Source organism: Limnothrix redekei LRLZ20PSL1 (assembly GCF_043235035.1).
In the GTDB taxonomy this organism is placed as follows: Bacteria; Cyanobacteriota; Cyanobacteriia; order CACIAM-69d; family CACIAM-69d; genus CACIAM-69d.
In genome coordinates, this window is record NZ_JAZAQF010000086.1 from 84,840 (window position 1) to 106,461 (window position 21,622).

Below are 21,622 nucleotides of genomic sequence, written 5' to 3' on the forward strand. Positions count from 1 at the left end.
CAGGAGATCAGGGGATCAACTTATCCCTTGGCGCGGCGGCGGTGCTTGCGAGCAGTCCGTTCCACTTGATCTTGCTCGTAGTCAATCAGCCGGCCAAAGTAGGGATGTTGTCCCAAATCGAGCGACATGTAAACGTGGCGGCGCACATTGTCAAAGCCCTTGCGGGTAAAGAACTTCACCGCCGGTTCATTGGCGGGATCCGTATCAATAAATAGGCTGCGGGCTCCTTGGTGGATCGTGCGCTCCACGAATCGATCGACCAAGGAGTCGGCCACGCCCCGGCGCTGGAATCGGTGATCAACCCCTAGCCAATTGATGTAGCCGTAGGTTACCTGCTTCTCAATCACCGTACCCAACACAAATCCCGCAAACTCGCCTTCCACTTCCGCAATGAGGCAATATTCCGGATCCGTGTTGTAGAGGCCCGTGACCTCCCACTCATCCCAAGTGCGGTAAAGCGTGGGATACAACTCATTTTGAAAAAGCTGTTCACCCAGGTGAAAGACTGGAGCGAGATCATCGATCGTCATGTCGCGAGTGATCACCGCATTGGTCGGGGCCGCATTGGCGGCCGCAGATTCCGCAAGGGGTGAAGACTCAGACCCGAGACCAACATTAGCCCCAGCCTGCGATTCGGACGACTGAGAAGATAGATGAGGCGGATGAGAAGGCGATGCGTCAATGGTCACAATAAACCCTAGGGCTGGTTGAACAACACCAAAACCAGCCCGCGATCGCCATTTTATGCGATCGCCATTTGATGGGAACGGATGCGGAGGGACTCGAACCCCCGACCCTCAGAACCGGAATCTGATGCTCTATCCAACTGAGCTACGCATCCAGGGTCGGCTATGCAAGCGGCCGCGCAAGTGCCACTCAACATCGCTTGGCTATATTACCACTTCTGACAGCGATCGCCCCTCTCATTTTAAAATTTTAGGGTTGTAAAAATGGTTTGATATTCGCCAACCCCATCACAACCAACCATTACACCCAACTAAGGAGAAGCTCGCTGTGGTTGCCACTGCCCTTAACACCACCCGTTCAGAAGAAATTTTTGCCGCTGCCCAAACGCTGATGCCCGGCGGCGTGAACTCGCCCGTGCGCGCGTTCAAGTCCGTGGGTGGTCAGCCGATCGTGTTCGATCGCGTCCAGGGAGCCTATGCCTGGGATGTGGACAACAACCGCTACATCGACTACGTGGGCACTTGGGGCCCCGCCATCTGCGGCCATGCCCATCCCGAAGTGTTGGAAGCCCTGAAAGCCGCGATCGACAAAGGAACCAGCTTCGGTGCGCCCTGCTACCTAGAAAACGTGCTGGCCCAGATGGTAATTGATGCCGTCCCCAGCATTGAAATGGTGCGTTTCGTCAACTCCGGCACCGAAGCCTGCATCGCCGTCCAGCGCCTGATGCGTGCCTACACCGGCCGCACCAAACTGCTGAAGTTTGAAGGCTGCTACCACGGCCACGGCGACATGTTCTTGGTCAAGGCTGGCTCCGGCGTGGCTACCTTGGGCTTGCCCGACTCCCCCGGTGTGCCGAAAAACGTCACCGCCGACACCCTGACCGCCCCCTACAACGACCTAGAAGCCGTCAAGGCTCTGTTCGCGGAATACCCCGGCGAAATCGCGGGCGTAATCCTGGAGCCGATCGTTGGTAACGCGGGCTTCATCGTCCCCGAACCTGGCTTCCTGGCCGGCCTGCGCGAAATCACCAAGGAAGACGGGGCGCTGTTGGTGTTCGACGAGGTGATGACCGGCTTCCGGATCGCCTACGGTGGCGTGCAAGAAAAATTCGGCATCACCCCCGACCTGACTACCCTCGGCAAGGTGATCGGCGGTGGGCTGCCCGTGGGCGCTTACGGCGGCCGCCGCGAAATCATGCAAATGGTCGCTCCTGCGGGCCCCATGTACCAAGCGGGAACCCTGTCGGGCAACCCCTTGGCCATGACCGCTGGCATCAAAACCCTGGAGCTGTTGCGTCGTCCCGGCAGCTACGAATATCTCGACCAAATCACCGGCAAGCTGATCACCGGCCTGCTGGCGATCGCCCGGGAAGCGGGTCACGAAGTCTGCGGCGGCCACATCAGCGGCATGTTCGGCATGTTCTTCACGGCGGGCCCCGTGCGCAACTACGAAGAAGCGAAGGCCGCTGACCTGACCAAGTTCAGCCGCTTCCACCGGGGCATGTTGGAGCGGGGTGTGTACCTGGCTCCCTCGCAGTTTGAGGCGGGCTTCACGTCGTTGGCTCACACGGACGAGGACATCGAAGCCACCTTGTCCGCCGCTCGCGAAGTGCTGTCGAGCCTGTAATTCTGTGGATTGCGCGGGGTGAATTCTTAGAACTCTTAGCCCCTGGTTTGGTACTAGCCTAATCATCGAGGGTGTGGGGACTAGCAACCCTGCGCCCTCAACTATTTTCAAGACAATTCATCTTCATAAGCCTGGGCAAGGTTTTGATCAATTCTTGTATTTTCAAAGTCCTCGGATTGATCAAGAGTTAATGTGCCAAAGCATTGTTCAAAAGGACTTTTAGAATCTGATTTGATCGCTACTTCAGAAGCTTCAAGTGACTCATTAGGAGACTTGCTAGAATTTTTCAGGTAACGACTCTTTAGGAAAAGCGCGAATTCGAGAACTAGTTCCAAAGCGGGTTCAGGTAATTCGTCAATCAAGATTAGTAATTGCTCTTTGGCAGTCATCATTTGTTAGCTCGCTAGGGTTGATAGAAGGCTTTGTTGGTGCGCTCAATCTGTAGTGGGGCATCGAACGATCGATCGAGTTCTTGGGCGCGATCGGGCAGCACCTTCAGCCTAGATTATTGCAAGATTGGTGCTAGGGGACGAGGCAAGCGATTGCCCGATTGATCGCCGTTGCGACATTTGGGCAGTGACCCTTGAGGATTATCGTACTAAAATCAAATAATGGTTGCCGTAACCACTGTTGTTGCAGTCCTTGTTGTAACCATTGTTGCGGCCGTTCCAATAGTCTCTGATGGAGGAGGCGCGATCGATGAAAGGTCACTGTCTGTGTGGGGCGATCGCCATTGAAGTTCCCGACAAAACCACCGTGGATGCTTGTCATTGTGGGATGTGTCGTCGGTGGGGTGGCGGCCCAGCGCTGGGAATTGCTTGCGGTTCCGATGTGCAAATCGAAGGAAGCGAGAAACTGAAGGTTTACCGATCGTCCGACTGGGCTGAGCGAGCCTTTTGCGGTGAATGCGGCACGCATTTGTTTTATCGGCTGGTTCCGACTCAGGACTATTTTGTGCCAGCGGGATTATTTGCCGATGACCAGCCTTTTGAATTCACGGAGCAAATTTTTGTCGATCGCAAGCCCCATTACTATGACTTTGCGAACCAAACGGTGAACCTGACGGAGGCGGAAGTGTTTGCCAAGTTTGCCGCGATCGCCCCTGATTCTTCCGAAGGGGAACCCGCATAGTTCCGAATTAATTTGCTGAGTTGAAATGTCCCATGATTTTGAGTTTTCAACTCGATCGGGGCATTGCAATGTTGACGGTGAATCATGAAAAACACTGGCAGGGCGATCAATCATTTTTGATCAGCTTGCCAGTGTTTTGGGTGGACTGGTTGTTCATGAATTGCCCCAAAAGCCCATTAACGTTGATTGTTGGGTTATTGATTTTTGGGCTGCAAAAATGTGGTTCCTAAATTTGTTCGGGAACCCCAATTTTCATCACCTTCATGGGCGTGGTGATGCGTCTGGCTGTCAGGGCTGCGGCGAACTGTTCCGGTGTGCCCGGCAGCGAAAATAAGCCGTAATGCATGGGCACCACTAATTTGGGGCGCACCAATTCCACCGCTTCAGCGGCGCGATCGGGGCCCATGGTGAATTTGCCGCCAATGCAGGTCAACATCAAATCCACGGGGCCAAATTTTGGAATGAGGGCCATGTCGCCAAACAGGTCTGTATCGCCCGTGTGGTAGAGGGTGGGGCCGTTTTTCACCTTGATCCAAAAGCCGCCCGGGTTACCTGCATAAAAGGGTTGGGCGCTGCCATCTGTGCTGACGGTGGAACTATGAACCGCTGGCACGAATGCCACTTCCACTTCCCCATCCAGCAAGGAAATTTGACCGCCGAAGTTGCCCAGGGCCGGAAATTGCAATTGCTCTTTGGGGTAGCCCAACACGGAAACCAGAGCATTGGCCAAGTCAAAGGTGGCCACCAATTGGGCCCCGGTTTTTTGGCCGATCGCCACTGCATCTCCCACGTGATCGTTGTGGCCGTGGGTGACAAGCACCAAATCAGCCCGATCGAGCTGGTTCAGAATGGCTTTTCCTTCGGGGTTGGCCGGATTTTGCAGCCAGGGATCGAGCCACAGCACTTTGCCCGAAGGGGTGGTGAGCTTGAAGGCCGATTGGCCATACCAAACCAGTTCCGTGCCGCCGGGGGTTGCGGCCTGGCTGGGCTGGGTGGCTCCCCAACTAACGATGCCCCCGATCGCGGCCAGGCCAATGACCAACGCGGCCAAGAATCCCCATTTCAGATGGCCCAAGGGGGGCCAGTGGGGCCGCCAACGGGGCGATCGCGCCGCCAAATTACGCATATTGATCAACCTCTCAATCTCTGAATTTCTGCAACCAAGGTTCTACGAAGGCTTGACGAAGGCTCGATGGTCGAGTTTTCTCGAAGTTTTGCGATCGAATCACCGCCCCATCACCCCCTCATCACCGCTCCAAACGGCATGAGGCGATCGATCCTCTGCGGTGATAATGACCACCCCATGGGGAATTCCCTGGGGTAGATCAGGCCAATGGTAAAGTAGACGGCGTTTGGTGTGCGGGTGCTAACTGCATTCCCGCCCCCTTAATTTCCCGTCACTTTCCTGTTTTTTGAGGCGATTATTTCGCATGAGTAGCAATCCCCCAAGCATCGCTAACCATCCCGCTCTGGTGGATCAAAATGAGCCAGGCGATCGCTCTGGGGAAATAGCCTATCCTGCTTTTTCTTTGGTGTTGCCGATTTTTAATGAAGAATTGGGCGTTGCTCCCACCATCGAACATCTGCAAGCCACCCTCAGTGCTTATCCGGGTGTCTATGAAATCATTGCCGTGAATGATGGTTCCAGCGATCGAACCGGTGAAATTTTGCATCAATTGCCCGGTATTCGGGTCATTGATCACAACATCAATCGGGGTTATGGTGCGGCCTTAAAAACCGGAATTCGTCACGCCAAGTATTCTTTGATTGTAATTACCGATGCGGATGGAACCTATCCCAACGAACGGATTCCGGCCTTGGTGAATTTAATTCAACTGGCGGAAGCGGACATGGTTGTGGGGTCGCGGACTGGGGAGAATGTGCAATATTCCAATTTGCGGAAAATTCCCAAGTGGTTTCTCGTTCGCTTTGCGGAGTGGATTACCAAAACCAAGATTCCTGATTTGAATAGTGGTTTGCGGATTTTTCGGAAGGAAATTGCCGATCGGTTTTTGAATATTTTGCCCAATACCTTTAGCTTCACCACCACCATTACGGTGGCCATGCTCACCAATGGCTATACGGTGCATTACGAGCCGATCGACTATCACCCGCGCCAAGGTCGCAGCAAAATTAAACCGATTCGGGACACTTTGCGATTTGTGCAAATTATTCTGCGCACGGGGCTGTATTTTGCGCCGATGCGAATTTTGATGCCCGTTTCAGCGGCCTTTGCGATCGGGTTTTGCGTTTCGTTGGCGCAAGATATTTTTGTGCGCAATGACTTGACGGAAGCCACCCTAATTTTGCTGTTGGCTGCCACCCAAACGGCCATTTTGGCCTTGCTGGCAGACATGATTGATAAACGGCTTTGAGGGCTGTTTCGTGGATTTTGCGTGGATTTTGCGTGGATTTTGCGTGGGCTTTACGTGGGACTTGCGAATCAGCGCGAATCAACCGATCGCCCCATAGCCCCTTAAAACTTATTGGGTTCGGGCTTGGGGGCTTCGCAGGGTTGCCGCACCAACGTGCCATTGGGCAGGGTTGCCCCACATAACTCGGCTCCGTCGCTCCGAATATTCACCAGGTGAGCATCCCTGAGATTGGCATTGGCCAAGCTGGCTCCCCGCAAGTCCGCAAACATCAAATTGGAGCGAGCAAAGTTCACTCGATCGAGCTGAGCTGCACTGAAATTGGTGGCCCGTAAATTGGCCCGTTCTAAATTGGCCCCTCGAAAATCTGCCCTGGTGCAGTCGGCTGCGCCTAAGTTGGCCTCTGCCAAGTTTGCCCGCTGGAGATTGACGTTTCGCAGGTTGGCTCCGTAGAGGTTGGCCGATCGCAGATCCGCATCTTGCAGGTTCAAACTGGTGAGGTCTCGATAGCGCAAATCGCAGCCTCGGCAATGGTTGAAAGCCCGCAGTTGCGCCAGCGGATCCAAATTGGGGCGGGCGGCAGAAACCTGGGCCACAGGGGCCAACGGCAACCCGATCGCCAGGCCAACCCCCAAAGCCATGCCCCCGATCGCCCCTAAACGGGCCAGTCGATCAAGATTGCGCAAAGACTGGTGAGCGGTAATTTTGGCCACGAATCCGGATCCTCAGGGGAAATTGCTAACAATGACAGGCTGGAGGGCAACATCCGGCAGCAACGGTTGGGAAAGCGCCTCTATCCTAACCAGGCTCGGGGGCGACTGACAGCCGCTGAAGGCCGCTCGATCGCCCCCCAACACACCGCTCGCGAAAAAACCTTGAAAAACCTTGGTCAAAGCTTTGCGTTTTTTCAAGAGATCATGGTATGGTGATAACCCGTTGCGGACGTATAGCTCAGTTGGTTAGAGCACCACGTTGACATCGTGGGGGTCACTGGTTCGAGTCCAGTTACGTCCATTAAGGCTCCGCAAATTCTTTTACAACACCTGGCAAAAGAATCTGGCAAAAATTAGCCAGATCATTTGCTCGATCGCAACTGGGTGACCAACGCCCGCAGCCCCAGCCGGTAGCTTTCGGGGCCAAAACCGGAAATTTGCCCGATCGCCACGGGAGCAATGTAGGAATGGTGACGGAAGCTTTCCCGTTTGTGGATATTGCTGAGATGTACTTCCACGGTGGGAATAGCCACCCCGGCGATCGCGTCGCGGATGGCCACGCTGGTGTGGGTGTAGCCACCGGGATTAATCACCAAACCGTCAAATTGCCCCAGAGCCTCATGGATCCAGTCAATTAACGTTCCCTCGTGATTGGACTGGCGACAATCGATCGCCACTTGCAGCTCCGCCGCATCCTGTTCCAAACGTTCGTTAATGGCCGCCAGGGTCAGAGTTCCATAGACTCCCGGTTCCCGTTGCCCCAGCAAATTCAGGTTGGGGCCATGCAAAATCAAGATTTTCACGCGGATCTCGGCGCTCTTTCGCGGTCTAAATTCAATGGACTGAGTAGCCCATTCTCGCAAAATTTCAGCCCCAGTTTTTCCGAGGGTCGCGCCAACCTCAGATCGGAATCCGCTCCCCCAATCCCCTAACTCCACCGTGGCGAGATCGTGGGGAGCAAGGGGCTTAAGCCCCTTGTCTGTCGTGTTTGGGCGTGGTTAGGGCTATGGTTGGGACTGCCGTGGTTGGAACTATGGTTTGGATCAAAAAATCAGCATTTTCACGGGGTTGGCTGATAGTGCCCACCCCCCCTTCAAAGCACAAGCAAGAGGATAGTCCCCTTGCTTGGCGAATCGTCGGTTTAAATCGGTTGTTGAAAGATACGAACGCTTGACGCTAACTTCCCAGGACAAATATCCAATTAGCGGCGGCGATAGGCGCGATCATCCACAGGCACGGGAATCGGTTCCGCCTCCGGCTGGGCCTGTGGGCCAAGCAGCGCTTCGATCACCTTTTGTGCCCACTGTTTCAGCTTTTCTATCACCTGTTCGATATAGTCCATTAATCGAAGGCTCCTTGACGGCGGTTCGATCGACTGTTGAGGGATCGCTCAGAGTCGCATGTCTTTAGATTAACCCAATCCTCCGTTGAGATGGTGCAAATTTGGTTGCAGTTTGCCCGTTGATTTTGCGCTGAATCCCGATCAAAGGGCGGGGTGGCCGCTCTGGGGCGTTGGGTATGGATCCGTTAAATTTGTTAATCTTGCGAAATTTGCTAAATTTGCGAAGTTAAGTGTAAAGCCGAGCGCAATGTTGTGCCCTTGGCGCGGGGCTGACCGATGCTTTGGCTCTCCTGCGCTCTGGCCAGGGAACGAGCGATCGCGCAACGAGCAAGGACGAAACCGTGAGTGTAAGTGATCTGTTTACCAAGGGCGGCCCGGCCATGTGGCCGTTGTTAACGCTGTCGGTGCTGTCAGTGGGGACGGTCTTTGAGCGCTGTTGGTTTTGGGGGCGCATTTTGCTGCGGGAACGGGAGGTGGCCGATCGAATCTTGGAGTCGGCCCGCAATGACTGGAGCAGCGCCGGCCCGATCGCCAGCAAGGCCCGCGACCAACCGATCGGGCGGTTTTTGGCGGCTCCCCTGAAGCTAGAAGACCCAGACCCGGAACTCTTTCGCTTGGCCCTGGAGTCGGCCGCCGAAGAAGAACTCAGCGCCATGCGCAAGGGCGACAAACTGCTAGAGGCGGTGATTGCCCTTTCGCCCCTGTTGGGTCTGTTGGGCACGGTGTTGGGGCTGATTGGCTCCTTGGGATCAATCCGAATTGGGCAGTTGGGAACCGATGCCACGGCGGGGGTCACCCTGGGCATTGGGGAAGCGCTGATCAGCACGGCGACGGGGTTGGTGGTGGCGATCGGGTCGTTGGCGTTTTATCGTCTCTTTCAGGGGCTAGTGTTTACCCAAGCCAAGCTATTTCGGCGGGCGGGCAACGATTTGGAGTTGCTCTATCGACAATTGTGGGCCCAGCGGCGCGATCGCCCCGTGCCCAATGGGGAAACGGGGCCAACCCCGGAAGCCTAGGACATTTGATCTACATTTGATCTATTGATCTATTGCGATTGATTCTGTGTTGATCGGCATTAATCTGCACTGATCTGTTCTGTACTGACTCATTCCATATCGATTCGATATTGATCGCAATTGATCGCAAGCGATCGCGGCGATTCGTCACAGCCGATCAACCCTTACCATCTCGACCCTCGTTATCACCGACCGTAGCGATTATGGCGCTGTTAAATTCTGATTCCATGCAGCAAGCATTAACCTGCGATCGCCTGCCTCTGGCGGTTTACCGTGAACTGGCGGCCCACCTGAACTTGGTTGCTGGGGTGCAGGCGGTCTTGCTGCCCCAAACCTCCCAAGAGTTTGATTATTTGCAAAGTCAGGTGGGAGGCGTGGCGATCGAACTGGATCCGGTGCTGGGCGATCGGGCCCGGCAACAGGTGGAAGCAATTTTGGATCACTATGCCGATCGGTTTGGCCCCTGGCGATCGCTCCCCACGACCTAAGCAGTTGCGGGGATTAATCAACAGAATTTGCAGGATCTCGGGGCCCCAACCGCTCTAGGATATTGAACGCTTCACCACCATTTCAATTCGATTCTTTCACCTCGACTCGATCGCCTGCCATGACTGCCATTCAAGCCCTACGCGGAACCAAAGATATTTTGCCGACCGAAATCGGCTATTGGCAGCACGTGGAAGCCACCGCCCGCCAAGTGCTGGGCCGCGCCGCATTCCGGGAAATTCGTACCCCCATCTTTGAGCAAACGGAGCTGTTTGCCCGGGGCATTGGGGAAGCAACGGATGTGGTGGGCAAGGAAATGTATACCTTCACTGATCGAGGCGATCGCTCCTTGACCCTGCGGCCGGAAGGCACGGCGGGCGCAGTGCGGGCCTTTGTGGAGCACAAGCTTTTTGCGGCCGGCGGCCCCCAACGGTTGTGGTATTGCGGCCCCATGTTCCGATACGAGCGACCCCAGGCGGGCCGGCAACGGCAGTTTCACCAAATTGGCGCGGAGCTGTTGGGTAGTGGGGATGCGCGGGCGGATGTGGAAGCGATCGCAGTGGCCGTGGAGCTGCTGAATCACTTGGGGTTGAAATCGTTGCGGATGTTGCTGAATTCCGTGGGCGATCGGGTCGATCGCGCCACCTACCGGGCCCAACTGGTGGACTACCTCACGCCCTATTTTGCGGACTTGGATCCGGATTCCCAAGATCGCCTCAGCCGCAATCCCCTGCGGATTTTGGATAGCAAAGTGGCCAAAACCCAGGAAATTTGCCAGGAAGCCCCCAGTATTTTAGATGCCCTCTCGCCCGAGTCGGCCGCGCGGTTTGCCAAGGTGCAACAGGCCCTGACGGATTTGGGCATTGCTTACCAAGTGGATTCACGACTGGTGCGAGGGTTGGACTACTACAGCCACACGGCCTTTGAAATCCAGTCCGATGACTTGGGCGCACAGGCCACCGTTTGCGGTGGTGGTCGCTACGATGGCTTGGTGAGCGAGCTGGGCGGCCCGGAAACGCCGGCCGTGGGCTGGGCGATCGGGATGGAACGGTTGATTTTGTTGCTGCAACAGTTGCAACCCTTGACGGGCGATCGGGTGGATTTTTACGTGGTTTCCCGGGGCGAACAGGCCGAACAACAGGCCTTGAAAGTGGCCCAAGTTCTGCGGCAGGGGGGCTTTGCGGTGGAAATGGACTTGAGCGCCAGTGCCTTTGGTAAGCAATTCAAACGGGCCGATCGCGCCGGAGCTGCCGCTTGCGTCATTTTGGGTGATGCGGAGGCCGAAAACAGCACGGTGCAGCTCAAATGGCTGGCTTCTGGGCATCAGGAGGCGATCGCCCAAGTGGACTTGGCGGCCAAGGCTGAACAGTTTCGTCAGCAGATTACCCAACAGATTTCTCAGTAAATTTCTCAGTAAATTCCCCGCTAAATCTGCAAAAGCACTGCAAAGGAGCCAAATCAGCGCTTATTCGCGCTCATTTCTGATCTGCTCATTTCTGATCTTCAGAGGCGCGATCAGGAATGCGGGCCGCCGTGCGCAGGATTTGGCCCGCCAGGATCGCCGCCCCGAAGCCATTGTCAATGTTCACCACTCCCACGCCCGCCGCGCAGGAGTTGAGCATGGTTAGTAGCGGGGCCAATCCATTGAAGTTTGCCCCATAGCCCACGCTGGTGGGCACGGCCACCACCGGCACATCCACCAGCCCCGCCACCACGCTGGGCAGGGCCCCTTCCATCCCCGCCACCACAATCAACACGTCAGCCTGGGCCAGGCGATCGCGGTGGGCAAACAGCCGATGAATGCCCGCAATTCCCACATCCCAGAGCCGATCGACCCGAAATCCCATTAACTCAGCGGTCACCGCCGCCTCCTCCGCCACGGGTAAATCAGCCGTTCCCGCCGACACCAGGGCGATCGTGCCGGGCCGAAGCTGGCGACGCAAGGCGGCCGGCGACTGCCAAGCGCAAATCCGCGCCAAAGCGTGGTAGTACAAATCCGGCACGATCGCGGCAATTTTGTCATAGGCCGCGCGATCGACCCGCGTCGCCAAAATTACGGGCGCGCCCCGATCGCGCATTGCCAACATAATTGCTGCGATCTGTTCCGGGGTTTTGTTTTGGCCCCAAATCGCCTCCGGAAACCCCGTGCGCCGTTCCCGTTGCCAATCCACCTTGGCAAACCCTTCCACCGCAAAAAAACCCTGATCTTGCAGGTTGGCCATGGCCTGTTCAGGGGCCACCCGCCCCGCTGCGACCGCCTCCAGCAACCGTTTCAGATCCTCCATGGGTGCGCCCTGCTCCATCCTTGCCTTCACTTTCCCAAAATTGCCCAGGTTCCGCGCCCATCCTGGCTCCTAGAGATCCAGTTGCAAAATGGGCGATCGGGGATTTGCCATGGTTCTGGCAATGATCTCCGCCACCAATTCTGGCGCTTCTTGAATTTGCTGCCCCCCTTCCAGAGGCAAAAACGCCTGTCGAGTTTGGGCTAACCAAGCCGCATGGGGGCCTTTGGCCGAACGCCCCCGATCGCGCCCGGTTTCGCGCACAGCCCGCAGCGTCCAAACCGGACAAACCAGACTATCCCAATTCTTCGTTTCCAAAATTTCGGCCCGAACCGTGCCCCATTCCAGAGCAATGGGTGATTCAGGCGATCGAACCGCCCGCTTCAGCAAGGCTTGGGCCGCCGTTTGCCGCCTGCGACGGGGAGAACCCAACTGTGGCCACCGGAATCGTAATTGAGCGCCTTTCAAGGTTTGCTCCGGATCCACCAGCAACACCCCCAGCACGCGATGGGGACGATACAGGGCATAGCTGATGGCAATCCAAGCGCCCAAGTCAGCTCCCAACAGCCACAGCCGATCGACCCGCAGCGCGTCTAACCACTCATCGATCGCCGCCAGCAACCCCGGCAACGACTCCCAGCGCGGCCGCCCCGACTCCCCCACTCCGGGCAAGTCCGGCGCAAGGCAATGGGTCGATCGTCCCAACGCTTCCACAAGCCCCTGCCACTGGCCGCCGTCATGGGCTGCCCCGTGCAAACAAACCACCGTCAGCGAGTCCGGTTTTCCCGCCTCTCGCCAAAACCAGTCCCCTCGCGGCAACCGCATTCGGGCATTACGCACCAATTGAGCCGCTTCCTGGGGCTTAATCCACAACGGCTTGGCCTCTGAAATAATCCTGGACTTGTCTCGCATGATCGTGCGCCAACAACATCCCCCCAATCGAACTTGGCGCAAACAAGCCCACTTCTGCGATTTCCAGTTGATCCACCGGGGCGATCGCTCCAGTCACCTGCACTTCCACAGAAATGTTCACGGCATGGATTCGAGGGTCGCGGTCAAAGGCCGAATAAACCCCCACTAACCGCCCCACCGCCACAATGGTGAGACCCGTTTCCTCCGCCAGCTCACGGTGAATGGTCGAAGCGATCGTGTCGCCCCAATCCACCAAACCACCGGGTAACGACCACAGGCCGTTATCCCGTCGCCTCACCAGCACCAACCGGCCATCCGGCATCACCGGAATCATCGTCACACCCACCAGGGGATGGCGAAACACCACACCCAAAACTGTTTTGACATAGCGCCAAACTTGGGCCAAAGGACGAAAACCGGTCACGGCCAAACTTCCCAGTTCATTCAGGGGATGCCAACGGGGTTGAAAGGTCAGCAAGAACCTGAGTTGGATGAGTTTCAGGCTTCACTTTCCGATAGATTTGTTCAATCCTACCATCTACCCCAATAACGAAAGTCTGTCGGAAAACTCCAATATATTCTTTGCCCATGAATTTTTTAGGGCCATAGCTCTCATAGGCGGTGGCAACGGAACCGTCGAGATCACACAGTAACGGGAAAGGAAGTGAAAATTTCTGAGTGAATTTCTGGTGAGCTTTTGCGTCGTCTGTACTGACACCCAAGATCACGGTGTTTGCTGCTTGGAATTCAGCGTGGTGGTTGCGGAAACCACAGGCCTCTTTGGTGCAACCGGGTGTGTTGTCTCGGGGATAGAAATAAAGCACCACCCGCTGGCCCCGCAGTGCCGACAGTTGCACCAAGTTGCCTTCGCCATCGGGCAGGGTGAAATCGGGGGCGAGATCGCCAACTGAAAGGGTCATAGGCCAAAAAATTCACTGCAAGGGGGATCTGGAAGCAACGGAGCTGAAACCAACCGAAATTCAGGCTGAATTCAACCGAGATTCAACCAAAATTCAAATAGCCAACTCCATCGCAAAACAGCAAAACCCGATCGAGTCAGGCCAATCCCACAGCAGGGCAGCACCTGAACGAGATCGGGTTGCCAATTCGTTCACCAAACCTGTTAAACGGTCATGATGTCCTTTTCTTTTTCCGCTAGCAAGCTGTCAATTTTGGAGATGAATTTGTCCGTGGTTTTTTGCACCTGATCTTGCAAATCACGGGCTTCATCTTCTGACAACTCGGCACTCTTTTCTTGCTTACGAATTTGATCGATCGCCTCTCGCCGCACGTTGCGAATGGCGACCTTGCCTTCTTCGGCATACTTCGAGGCCACCTTCACCAGTTCCTTGCGGCGCTCCGAGGTGAGCGGCGGAATATTCAGGCGAATCACCGAACCATCGTTATTGGGCGTGAGGCCAATATCTTCATCCATCGAGATCGCTTTTTCGATCAACGACAGGGTGGTTTTATCGTAGGGCTGAATCGCAATGGTGCTGGCATCGGGGGTGCTGATGCCGGCCAAAGACTTCAAAGGTGTAGGAGTGCCGTAATATTCCACCACAATTCGATCGAGCAGGGAGGTGTTCGCCCGCCCCGTTCGAAGCGTATTAAAAGAGCGCAGGGTGGCTTCCACACTCTTTTGCATGTTGCTTTCAACGTCAGCTAACTTCACAGCGTCCTCCTACAATCGTGCCGACTGATTCTCCCATGACCGCGCGCTGAATATTGCCGCTAACGGTCAAGTCAAACACTACGATCGGGATGTTGTTTTCCTTGCACAGGGCGATCGCGGTGCCATCCATCACGCGCAGATCCTGCGTCAAAACATGATTGTAGTTGAGGCTGGTGTAGCGTTTTGCCTCAGGATTGGTCTTTGGATCCGCGTCGTAGATCCCATCCACCTTCGTGGCTTTAAAGATCACATCCGCATCAATTTCCGCCGCTCGCAGCGCTGCCGTTGTGTCAGTGGTAAAAAACGGGTTGCCGGAACCAGCCCCAAAGATCACCACTCGCCCCTTTTCCAGATGACGAATGGCGCGCCGTCGAATGTAGGGTTCAGCCACTTCTTGCATGGCGATCGCGGTTTGCACTCGGGTGGGCACCCCTTGGCGCTCTAGGGCATCTTGCAGGGTCATGGCGTTCATCACCGTGGCGATCATGCCGATGTAGTCACCCGTGGCCCGATCCATGCCGCCGGCCGCCGCCTTGACTCCTCGGAAAATATTGCCACCGCCCACCACGATCGCCAGTTGCACCCCCGTGGCCATCACCTCCGCCACTTCGCGGGCAATGCCGTGGACAATTTCGGGATCGATGCCATAGGACAAGTCACCCATCAGCGCTTCGCCGCTGAGCTTCAGTAGAATTCTTCGGTATTTAGAGTCCATTCGGCTACGATCTCGCGTTGCTAGAGTCCAAGCTTCCCCCATAGGATATCGCAAGGCATTCCATGCGCATCAGCTTGGCTGAAAGGGTTGTGGGATGTCCCTTGGGCGATCGGGCAATCTCTATTAAACTCTTTATGGCTATCCAGTTATACTTATTGGGTCATCTCATTGGGTCATCTTGCATTGGGCCATCTTGCTCCTGTGCTCCCATGCTGAATTGCCCTCACCAGCAGCCTGTTTGCTCCCAAACGCTTGCATATTCTCCAACGCCATTGCTTGGCCCCCTTCTGGCATGACTGATCAAGATTGCAACCCGCTGACCCCTGAAGTTCTGACCTCGATCGCCGACTATTTCAAGGTGCTTTCGGAAGTGAGCCGCTTGCAAATTTTGTGTTGTTTGCGATCGGGGCCCATGAACGTGATGGAACTGACGGAAGCGACGGGTTTCAGTCAAGCCAACTTGTCCAAACACCTGAAGATTATGACCCAAGCGGGCATCTTGTCCCGGCAGCCCAAGGGCGTTAGCGCCTATTACGAAGTGGCGGATCCCAAGGTGTTTTTGCTTTGTCAGAGTGTTTGCGATGGCATTGGCGATCGACTGCGACAACAGGCTCAACAGTTCCAATTGGGCCCAACGGGAGTGGGCGATCGAGCAGGGCGATCGGCCGCCCAAAGCCACCCTGGATGATCGCGGCAGTCGTGCAGCAGCAACCATTCAAGCGACCATGATTAGCGGCCATGATTAAACGGGCTTTTAACCGAATTCATCGATAGGAAATCACGGACTTTATGGACGTGCAAGAACTGATTCAGCGCGGTGCAGCGGGTGAACGAAAATTCCATCTCATCCAAATGCGGGATGTGGAATTAACCGCCATGGATTTCCGGGGGTTTGATTTTAAACAAGCGGATTTTCGGCAAGCAAGATTAGGCAAAAGCAATCTCAGCCACTGCAACCTGCAACAGGCGGATCTGAGTGAATCGCTGCTTTGGGGAACAAATTTGCATGGAGCAGATTTGAGCGAGGCAACGCTGCGAGAGGCAGATTTAACGGGGGCAATTTTGACGCAAACTTGCTTGAAGTTCGCCAACTTTTGCAAGGCAATTTTGAGCGGCGCGGATTTGGCGCGGGCAGATTTGCAAGGGGCTGTTTTGTATGAGGTGGATTTTCGATCGACCCCTAATCACCACACGAATTTGCAGCACGCCCACTTTGCGGAGGCAGATTTGAGCTATAGCCAACTGAATGGGGCAATTTTGCGCCATGCATCGTTGGAGGGAGCCAAGCTCTGCCGCGCCAATTTACGCCGTATTTCCGGCGCAACGCCTCTGATTACGGATCTGACGGGGGCCAATCTGAAGCGTGCTGACCTCAGCTATGCGGATCTGACAGGGGCGATTTTGCGGGATGCGGATTTGCGCGGAGCGGATCTGACCGGAACGCTGCTGGGACAAGCAGATTTGCAGGGGGCCGCTCTGCCAGATGGCTTTGCGTTGCCGGTGTCCTAGGGGCGATCGCCCGATCGGGTCGATGGCTCGATCGGCTCCATATCGTTCAGGCGATCAACTCAGGCTGTTGAAGCGGCTCAAGATTGCCAGCCGCTGCCAGCACTCATCTTTTGGCTATCTTCCGGCCATTGCTCCGGGACATGTTCGGGATATGTTTGGGATATGTTTGGAACATTAGAGATCATCCGTTTCCTCGATCGCCTGGTGCTGCAATCGGCGGGAAGTGCGGCGAAATCGTTTGCTATTCAACCGGGGTTCCAGGACTTCGCGCCCATCTCGTTGGATTTTGCGCTTGAAGGAGCTTTCGGTTTGGCGTTGGCGCTCTTGGGCGGCTTCGTAATCGATCGCCTCCTCAAGCAGCTCCAGATAGAAAGGATATCGCTCCCAGTCGCCGCGAACGGCACAGTCTGGCTCATTGTGGTGGCGACAATCCCCATAGCGACAGGGGGCGATCGCTAGCCGTTGCTGAATTTCGGGAAACAGGGCCGGAATGGCAGCCGGGCCACAGGTCAGTTGAGGCTGATTGAATCCCGGCGTATCCGCCAGCAGACCACCATCCGGCAGCTCAAATAGCTCCACGTGGCGGGTGGTGTGGCGGCCGCGGGCCAATTTGCCGGAAACGGCGGCCGTTCGCAGATCTGTGCCAATTAAGGCTCCGATCGTGCTGGACTTGCCAACGCCGGACGGGCCTGCCACAACGGTTGTTTGCCCCGAAAGGGCCTCATGCAGGGTTTGAAGTCCCTGTTTTTGATAAACACTAATCAGTAATGGGTCATAGCCCCAATTTCGCAGCCGATCGCGCCATTGTTGGCAGTCCGCCGCCGACAGCAAATCCCGTTTGTTCAGGCAAAGGGTGACCGCCAGGCCCGTAGACTCCGCTTTCACCAAGAATCGACTCAGTTGATGGGGATCCAAGGTGGGTTCCGCCAGGGCAAAGACCAACAACACCCGATCCACATTGGCCACGGGCGGCCGATCGAGCCAACTGCGGCGGGGCAGGACTTCTTCGATTGCCCCCCGTTGGCCTTGCCAGTCCGGTTCCACCACCACCACCCGATCGCCCACGGCCACTTGCTGACCCACCTTTTTCAGGCGGGCCCGCCGCAAACACAGCAACCGTTGAGTGGCGCAGGTGGCGGGAATGGGAGAACCAGGGTCAAGCTGCACCCAGTAATAGTTGGCTTGCACGGCCAAAACCGTGCCCGTTAACCGTTCGATCGCGATCGGTTCAGAGGAGGGAGTCGTTGCTTGCCCGGTCATGACTCCGCAGCAGCAGCGGCCGGCTTGCGCACTTGCAGCACAAAGTGGCCATCTGCCGCCTCGGGTTGGGGGCCCAAAAACTCGATCGCATAGCCCGCCATGGTTAAACTATCGGGCACTTGCTCGATCGGCTCCCCCGCGTCCAGCCACACTTCCAGCAACGCCCCGGCTGCCATCTGTTGCAGTTTCAACTTGGTGCGCACAAAGTTGATGGGGCAGGGCGTTCCCCGCAGATCAAGCTGTTCATCCGGCTCCAGGGCGATCGTCGCCATCTTATCGACTCCCTTTCCAGTCCTCTAATGAAACAAATTACCTAAAAAACCGCGTCCCCCCTTGTGGGTCGAGTCGCCACGCAGGGCTGCCAATTTCTCAAGAATTTCCCGCTCCTCATTGCTGATCCGCGTGGGAATTTCAATCTGCACCGTAATCAGGTGATCGCCCCGCTGGCTGGGGTTTCCCAAGCGAGGCACGCCCTTGCCTTCCAGGGTTAACACCGTGCTGGGTTGGGTTCCGGCCGGAATTTCCAGCGCCTCCGTGCCATCGATCGTTTCCACCTCGATCGTGGCCCCCAAAATTGCCTGCAAATAGCTCACGGACAGTTCCGAGAGAATATTGATGCCATCCCGTTGGAACTGTTCTTCCTCATTCACAAACAGGTAAACGTAAAGATCCCCAGGCGGGCCGCCGGCCTTGCCCGCGTCGCCTTCGTTGGAAACCCGCAGTCGCGTGCCGTTGTCTACCCCGGCTGGGATGGAGATTTTGAGCTTTTTGGTGACCTGTTTGGTGCCGCGGCCGCCGCAGTCGGTGCATTTGTCCTCAATCACTTGACCCGTACCGTTACAGGTGGGGCAAACGGACACTTGCGCAAAACTGCCGAAGGGCGTGCGGGTGGCTCGGCGCACTTGGCCCGAACCGCCACAGGTGCCACAGGTTTTGGGGCTGGTTCCCGGCTTGGCTCCGGAACCGTTGCAGGTGTTGCAGGTTTCCAGATGGCTAATCCGGATTTCCTTTTCGCCACCGAAGATGGCTTCCTTGAAATCCAAACGCAAATCGAGGCGGAGGTCATCCCCACGCACCGGCCCGCTGCGTCGTCGGCCACCACCGGGCCCCCCAACCCCGCCAGTTCCGGCAAACCCGCCAAAGAAGGTTTCAAAAATGTCAGCGAAGCCCCCCATATCGCCCACACCAAAATCGCTGAAGCCTGGCCCCCCGGCGGCTCCCGACACACCGGCTTCACCAAAGCGATCGTACCGGGCCCGCATTTCTGGCTCCGAGAGCACTTCGTAGGCTCGGTTAATTTCCTTAAACCGCTCTTCTGCCCCCGCCTCTTTGTTCACGTCGGGGTGATACTTCCGAGCTAACCGACGGTAGGCTCGCTTAATTTCGTCCTTATCTGCGTCGCGAGATACGCCGAGAGTCTCGTAGTAATCAGCCATAGCGCGATTTCAATCGGTGTGTGGGTGGTTAGGGGCAACTCCAACAGACGAAACTTAACAAAAGGGGGTGTAACGCTGCAACTGGCGAGGGGGCGTAATTGCCGTCTATGGATGAGGGGGGTTACCCAGGCCAATCTTTGGAGAGTTGGCCTGGGCTGGCGACTGTTGGAATGGGTCGAAATTGGATTGAGAATTGGATTGGGAATTGCTCGGGACTGGAGCACTCGGGCGTTTAGTCCTCGATCGCCTCGTAGTCGGCCGCGATCGTGGAGTCATCGTATTCCGAATCGTCATCCTCCGGTAGCTCAATGCCCAAATCTGTGAGGGCGATCGAGGCGATCGGGGACGGCGGATCCACGCTCAATTCCGGCATCGAAAGGCTATTCCCATCCCCATTGGCCAGCAGGTTCACCGCAGGCACAGCAGGGGTGACCGCCGGAACCGGGCTGGGACTCGGGGCGCTGACAGGCGCGGGACTGGTGGCCACGGGAGTCACGGGCGGCGGCGTGACCGGGGTGGGGGCGATCGGGGGAGAGCTGAATATTGAACTGGTCGGCCCCGTCACGGAAGGAGCGGGAGCGGGAGCAGGGGATGGGAATTGCGGGGAAGATGGGGGCTTGTTGGCAGCTTCCGAACTCTGATAAGCCCGTTTACCCACCGAAAGCAGGGATTCTTGAAGCGCATTGAACGCCGATTGCAAATCCTCAAAGCGTGCCTCTGGATCGCTATCCAATCGACCAAGGGTGTCAGCCTGGGTTTTCAGCACTTGGCGCAGCGAATCATCGATCAGATTGGCATTGCTTTGGAGCGCCGATTCATAGCTATACATCAGGCTATCAATCTGGTTTTTCAGATCCACGCGCTGCCGTCGGCTGCGATCGAGATCTGCAAATTTTTCCGCATCCTGCCGCATCCGCTCCACTTCTTCCGTGGACAGGCCGCCGGTATTGGTGATCCGGATACTTTGTTTTTGGCCCGTGCCTTTGTCTACGGCCGAGACCTTGAGGATCCCGTCAGCGTCGATTTCAAAGGAGACTTCGATTTGTGGCAGGCCGCGGGGAGCGGGGGGAATGCCGGTTAGCAGGAACCGGCCAAGGCTCTTGTTGTCGGCAACCATGGCCCGCTCTCCTTGGGCCACGTGGATTTCCACGGAGGTTTGACCATCGATCGCGGTGGAGAAGACTTGCGATCGGCAGGTGGGAATTGGGGTGTTGCGATCGACAATCCGCGTAAACATGCCCCCCAGCGTTTCCAACCCCAAGGATAGGGGAGTCACGTCTAGCAACAGCAGGTTTTGCACTTCGCCGCCCAAGACTCCCGCTTGGATGGCGGCACCCAGGGCCACGGCCTCATCGGGATTCACGGAGCGATCGGGCTGACGACCCGCAAACCTGGCGCTGACGGCCTGTTGGACGGCGGGAATGCGAGTGGAACCCCCCACCAAAATGATTCGATCGATCTGATCGGGCGAAAGGCCTGAGTCCCGAATGGCTTGATCCACCGGGTCGAGCGTGGCCTGCACCAAGTGTGCCACCAGTTCTTCAAACTTGGTGCGGGTCAGCTCCATTTCCAAATTCTTGGGCCCCGTTTCATCGGCGGTGATGAACGGCAGGTTCAGGGAGGTGGTTGGGGAACCGGACAGTTCAATTTTGGCCCGCTCTGCCGCTTCCCGCAGGCGCTGGAGGGCCATCTTGTCTTCGAGCAGGTCAATGCCCTCGATCGCCTTGAACTCTTCGATCGCCCAGCTAATGATGCAGTTATCAAAGTCATCGCCCCCCAGGTGGTTATTCCCGGCCGTGGCCTTCACCTCAAAAACCCCATCCCCCAGTTGCAGCACCGACACATCAAACGTGCCGCCACCCAGGTCAAACACCAGCACCGCCCGATCAACATCCTGCTTGTCAACACCGTAGGCCAAAGCCGCCGCCGTCGGTTCATTCACGATCCGCAGCACTTCCAGACCCGCAATTTGGCCCGCGTCTTTTGTGGCCTGGCGCTGGGCATCGGTGAAATAGGCAGGAACCGTGATCACCGCTTGAGTGACCGCCTCTCCCAGGTAGGTCTCCGCGTCCTGCTTCAGCTTATTCAGCACCATGGCAGAAATCTGCTGGGGCGTGTAGGACTGGTCGCGAATTTTCACATCCACGGTCTCATCGCGCCCAGCCACGCAGGTGTAGGGCATGACACGCCGCTCGGACTCCGTTTCATTCCAACGGCGACCGATAAAGCGCTTAATGCTGAAGACCGTGTTTTCGGCATTGGTGACCGCCTGCCGTTTGGCCAGCTCCCCCACCAGCCGTTCGCCCCCCTTGCCAAACCCGACAATGCTGGGAGTGGTGCGGGCCCCCTCCGAGTTGGGAATGACGATCGCTTGGCCGCCTTCCAGAACGGCGACGCAGCTATTGGTCGTGCCAAGATCAATCCCGATAACTTTTCCCATAGTTTTCAACTCAATGGCAG

24 protein-coding genes and 2 tRNA genes are annotated in these 21,622 nt (G+C 56.5%); 9 read left to right on the plus strand and 17 right to left on the minus strand.

Annotated features, from left to right (window positions below):
• Positions 1-20: 20 nt before the first annotated feature.
• Positions 21-530: a GNAT family N-acetyltransferase gene (locus tag VPK24_RS15055; protein WP_393014981.1), complete on the minus strand. Its 510-nt coding sequence runs from the start codon at positions 528-530 to the stop codon at positions 21-23.
• A gap of 237 nt (positions 531-767) precedes the next feature.
• Positions 768-841 (minus strand) — tRNA-Arg (locus tag VPK24_RS15060).
• Positions 842-1,014: 173 nt separating this feature from the next.
• On the opposite strand from VPK24_RS15060, the gene hemL reads away from it, so the two are divergent.
• Positions 1,015-2,313 (plus strand): glutamate-1-semialdehyde 2,1-aminomutase, encoded by a 1,299-nt coding sequence (hemL, locus tag VPK24_RS15065; RefSeq protein ID WP_393014571.1) that lies wholly within the window; start codon positions 1,015-1,017, stop codon positions 2,311-2,313.
• 107 nt (positions 2,314-2,420) lie between these two features.
• Here the strand turns inward: hemL and VPK24_RS15070 are convergent, their stop codons facing one another.
• Positions 2,421-2,705 carry a hypothetical protein gene (locus VPK24_RS15070; RefSeq protein ID WP_393014572.1) on the minus strand — a complete coding sequence of 95 codons (285 nt, stop codon included), beginning with the start codon at positions 2,703-2,705 and terminating at the stop codon, positions 2,421-2,423.
• Between the two features lie 307 nt (positions 2,706-3,012).
• On the opposite strand from VPK24_RS15070, the gene VPK24_RS15075 reads away from it, so the two are divergent.
• Positions 3,013-3,444 carry a GFA family protein gene (locus tag VPK24_RS15075; protein WP_393014574.1) on the plus strand — a complete coding sequence of 144 codons (432 nt, stop codon included), beginning with the start codon at positions 3,013-3,015 and terminating at the stop codon, positions 3,442-3,444.
• A gap of 226 nt (positions 3,445-3,670) precedes the next feature.
• Here the strand turns inward: VPK24_RS15075 and VPK24_RS15080 are convergent, their stop codons facing one another.
• Positions 3,671-4,570, minus strand: coding sequence for a metal-dependent hydrolase (locus VPK24_RS15080; RefSeq protein ID WP_393014576.1), 900 nt, complete (start codon positions 4,568-4,570; stop codon positions 3,671-3,673).
• Positions 4,571-4,874: 304 nt separating this feature from the next.
• Here VPK24_RS15080 and VPK24_RS15085 point away from each other — a divergent pair, with 304 nt between their 5' ends.
• Entirely contained in the window at positions 4,875-5,819 is a 945-nt protein-coding gene (locus tag VPK24_RS15085; protein WP_099532066.1) for a glycosyltransferase family 2 protein, read from the plus strand.
• 101 nt (positions 5,820-5,920) lie between these two features.
• On the opposite strand, the gene VPK24_RS15090 is transcribed toward VPK24_RS15085, so the two are convergent.
• A complete protein-coding gene (locus tag VPK24_RS15090; protein WP_393014578.1) occupies positions 5,921-6,529 on the minus strand; it encodes a pentapeptide repeat-containing protein in 609 nt (202 codons plus the stop codon).
• Positions 6,530-6,756: 227 nt separating this feature from the next.
• Between VPK24_RS15090 and VPK24_RS15095 the strand changes: the two genes are divergently transcribed.
• Positions 6,757-6,830: transfer RNA gene (locus tag VPK24_RS15095), tRNA-Val, on the plus strand.
• Positions 6,831-6,891: 61 nt separating this feature from the next.
• Here the strand turns inward: VPK24_RS15095 and aroQ are convergent.
• Both aroQ and VPK24_RS15105 read right to left on the minus strand, forming a co-directional pair.
• Positions 6,892-7,332 (minus strand): type II 3-dehydroquinate dehydratase, encoded by a 441-nt coding sequence (aroQ, locus tag VPK24_RS15100; protein ID WP_199858076.1) that lies wholly within the window; start codon positions 7,330-7,332, stop codon positions 6,892-6,894.
• Between the two features lie 398 nt (positions 7,333-7,730).
• Positions 7,731-7,871, minus strand: a complete 141-nt coding sequence (locus tag VPK24_RS15105) for a hypothetical protein (RefSeq protein WP_190355392.1) — start codon at positions 7,869-7,871, stop codon at positions 7,731-7,733.
• A 341-nt stretch (positions 7,872-8,212) separates the two neighbouring features.
• Between VPK24_RS15105 and VPK24_RS15110 the strand changes: the two genes are divergently transcribed.
• The 3 genes from VPK24_RS15110 (at position 8,213) to hisS (ending at position 10,778) form a co-directional block, all read left to right on the plus strand.
• The gene (locus VPK24_RS15110; protein ID WP_393014580.1) at positions 8,213-8,887 is read left to right on the plus strand and encodes a MotA/TolQ/ExbB proton channel family protein; all 675 of its coding nucleotides are present in this window, start codon (positions 8,213-8,215) and stop codon (positions 8,885-8,887) included.
• Between the two features lie 227 nt (positions 8,888-9,114).
• On the plus strand, positions 9,115-9,375 hold the full coding sequence (locus VPK24_RS15115) for a hypothetical protein (protein ID WP_393014581.1): 261 nt from the start codon (positions 9,115-9,117) through the stop codon (positions 9,373-9,375).
• 119 nt (positions 9,376-9,494) lie between these two features.
• Positions 9,495-10,778 carry a histidine--tRNA ligase gene (hisS, locus tag VPK24_RS15120; protein ID WP_393014583.1) on the plus strand — a complete coding sequence of 428 codons (1,284 nt, stop codon included), beginning with the start codon at positions 9,495-9,497 and terminating at the stop codon, positions 10,776-10,778.
• An 85-nt stretch (positions 10,779-10,863) separates the two neighbouring features.
• On the opposite strand, the gene larB is transcribed toward hisS, so the two are convergent.
• The 6 genes from larB to pyrH form a co-directional block, all read right to left on the minus strand.
• Entirely contained in the window at positions 10,864-11,658 is a 795-nt protein-coding gene (gene larB / locus VPK24_RS15125) for a nickel pincer cofactor biosynthesis protein LarB (protein WP_393014585.1), read from the minus strand.
• 69 nt (positions 11,659-11,727) lie between these two features.
• Positions 11,728-12,528, minus strand: a complete 801-nt coding sequence (locus tag VPK24_RS15130) for an alpha/beta fold hydrolase (RefSeq protein WP_393014587.1) — start codon at positions 12,526-12,528, stop codon at positions 11,728-11,730.
• Positions 12,518-13,045 (minus strand): NUDIX hydrolase, encoded by a 528-nt coding sequence (locus tag VPK24_RS15135; RefSeq protein WP_393014589.1) that lies wholly within the window; start codon positions 13,043-13,045, stop codon positions 12,518-12,520. The genes VPK24_RS15130 and VPK24_RS15135 overlap by 11 nt, the downstream gene beginning before the upstream one ends.
• On the minus strand, positions 13,008-13,487 hold the full coding sequence (bcp, locus tag VPK24_RS15140) for a thioredoxin-dependent thiol peroxidase (RefSeq protein ID WP_393014591.1): 480 nt from the start codon (positions 13,485-13,487) through the stop codon (positions 13,008-13,010). Before bcp ends, VPK24_RS15135 begins: the two co-directional genes overlap by 38 nt.
• Before the next feature lie 203 nt (positions 13,488-13,690).
• Positions 13,691-14,242, minus strand: coding sequence for a ribosome recycling factor (frr, locus tag VPK24_RS15145; RefSeq protein WP_099532072.1), 552 nt, complete (start codon positions 14,240-14,242; stop codon positions 13,691-13,693).
• Positions 14,229-14,957, minus strand: a complete 729-nt coding sequence (gene pyrH, locus VPK24_RS15150) for a UMP kinase (RefSeq protein ID WP_099532073.1) — start codon at positions 14,955-14,957, stop codon at positions 14,229-14,231. Before pyrH ends, frr begins: the two co-directional genes overlap by 14 nt.
• 292 nt (positions 14,958-15,249) lie before the next feature.
• On the opposite strand from pyrH, the gene VPK24_RS15155 reads away from it, so the two are divergent.
• Positions 15,250-15,645 (plus strand): ArsR/SmtB family transcription factor, encoded by a 396-nt coding sequence (locus VPK24_RS15155; RefSeq protein ID WP_393014593.1) that lies wholly within the window; start codon positions 15,250-15,252, stop codon positions 15,643-15,645.
• 101 nt (positions 15,646-15,746) lie between these two features.
• Positions 15,747-16,466, plus strand: a complete 720-nt coding sequence (gene hetL / locus VPK24_RS15160; RefSeq protein WP_393014595.1) for a heterocyst differentiation pentapeptide repeat protein HetL — start codon at positions 15,747-15,749, stop codon at positions 16,464-16,466.
• Positions 16,467-16,640: 174 nt separating this feature from the next.
• On the opposite strand, the gene rsgA is transcribed toward hetL, so the two are convergent.
• From rsgA to dnaK, 4 genes are all read right to left on the minus strand, one after another.
• Complete coding sequence (rsgA, locus tag VPK24_RS15165; RefSeq protein ID WP_393014597.1) at positions 16,641-17,726, minus strand: small ribosomal subunit biogenesis GTPase RsgA; 1,086 nt, start codon at positions 17,724-17,726, stop codon at positions 16,641-16,643.
• Positions 17,723-17,998: a sulfurtransferase TusA family protein gene (locus VPK24_RS15170; protein ID WP_393014599.1), complete on the minus strand. Its 276-nt coding sequence runs from the start codon at positions 17,996-17,998 to the stop codon at positions 17,723-17,725. The genes rsgA and VPK24_RS15170 overlap by 4 nt, the downstream gene beginning before the upstream one ends.
• A 24-nt stretch (positions 17,999-18,022) precedes the next feature.
• Positions 18,023-19,162, minus strand: a complete 1,140-nt coding sequence (gene dnaJ / locus VPK24_RS15175) for a molecular chaperone DnaJ (RefSeq protein WP_393014601.1) — start codon at positions 19,160-19,162, stop codon at positions 18,023-18,025.
• 232 nt (positions 19,163-19,394) lie between these two features.
• Entirely contained in the window at positions 19,395-21,602 is a 2,208-nt protein-coding gene (gene dnaK, locus VPK24_RS15180; RefSeq protein WP_393014603.1) for a molecular chaperone DnaK, read from the minus strand.
• Between the last annotated feature and the right edge of the window lie 20 nt (positions 21,603-21,622).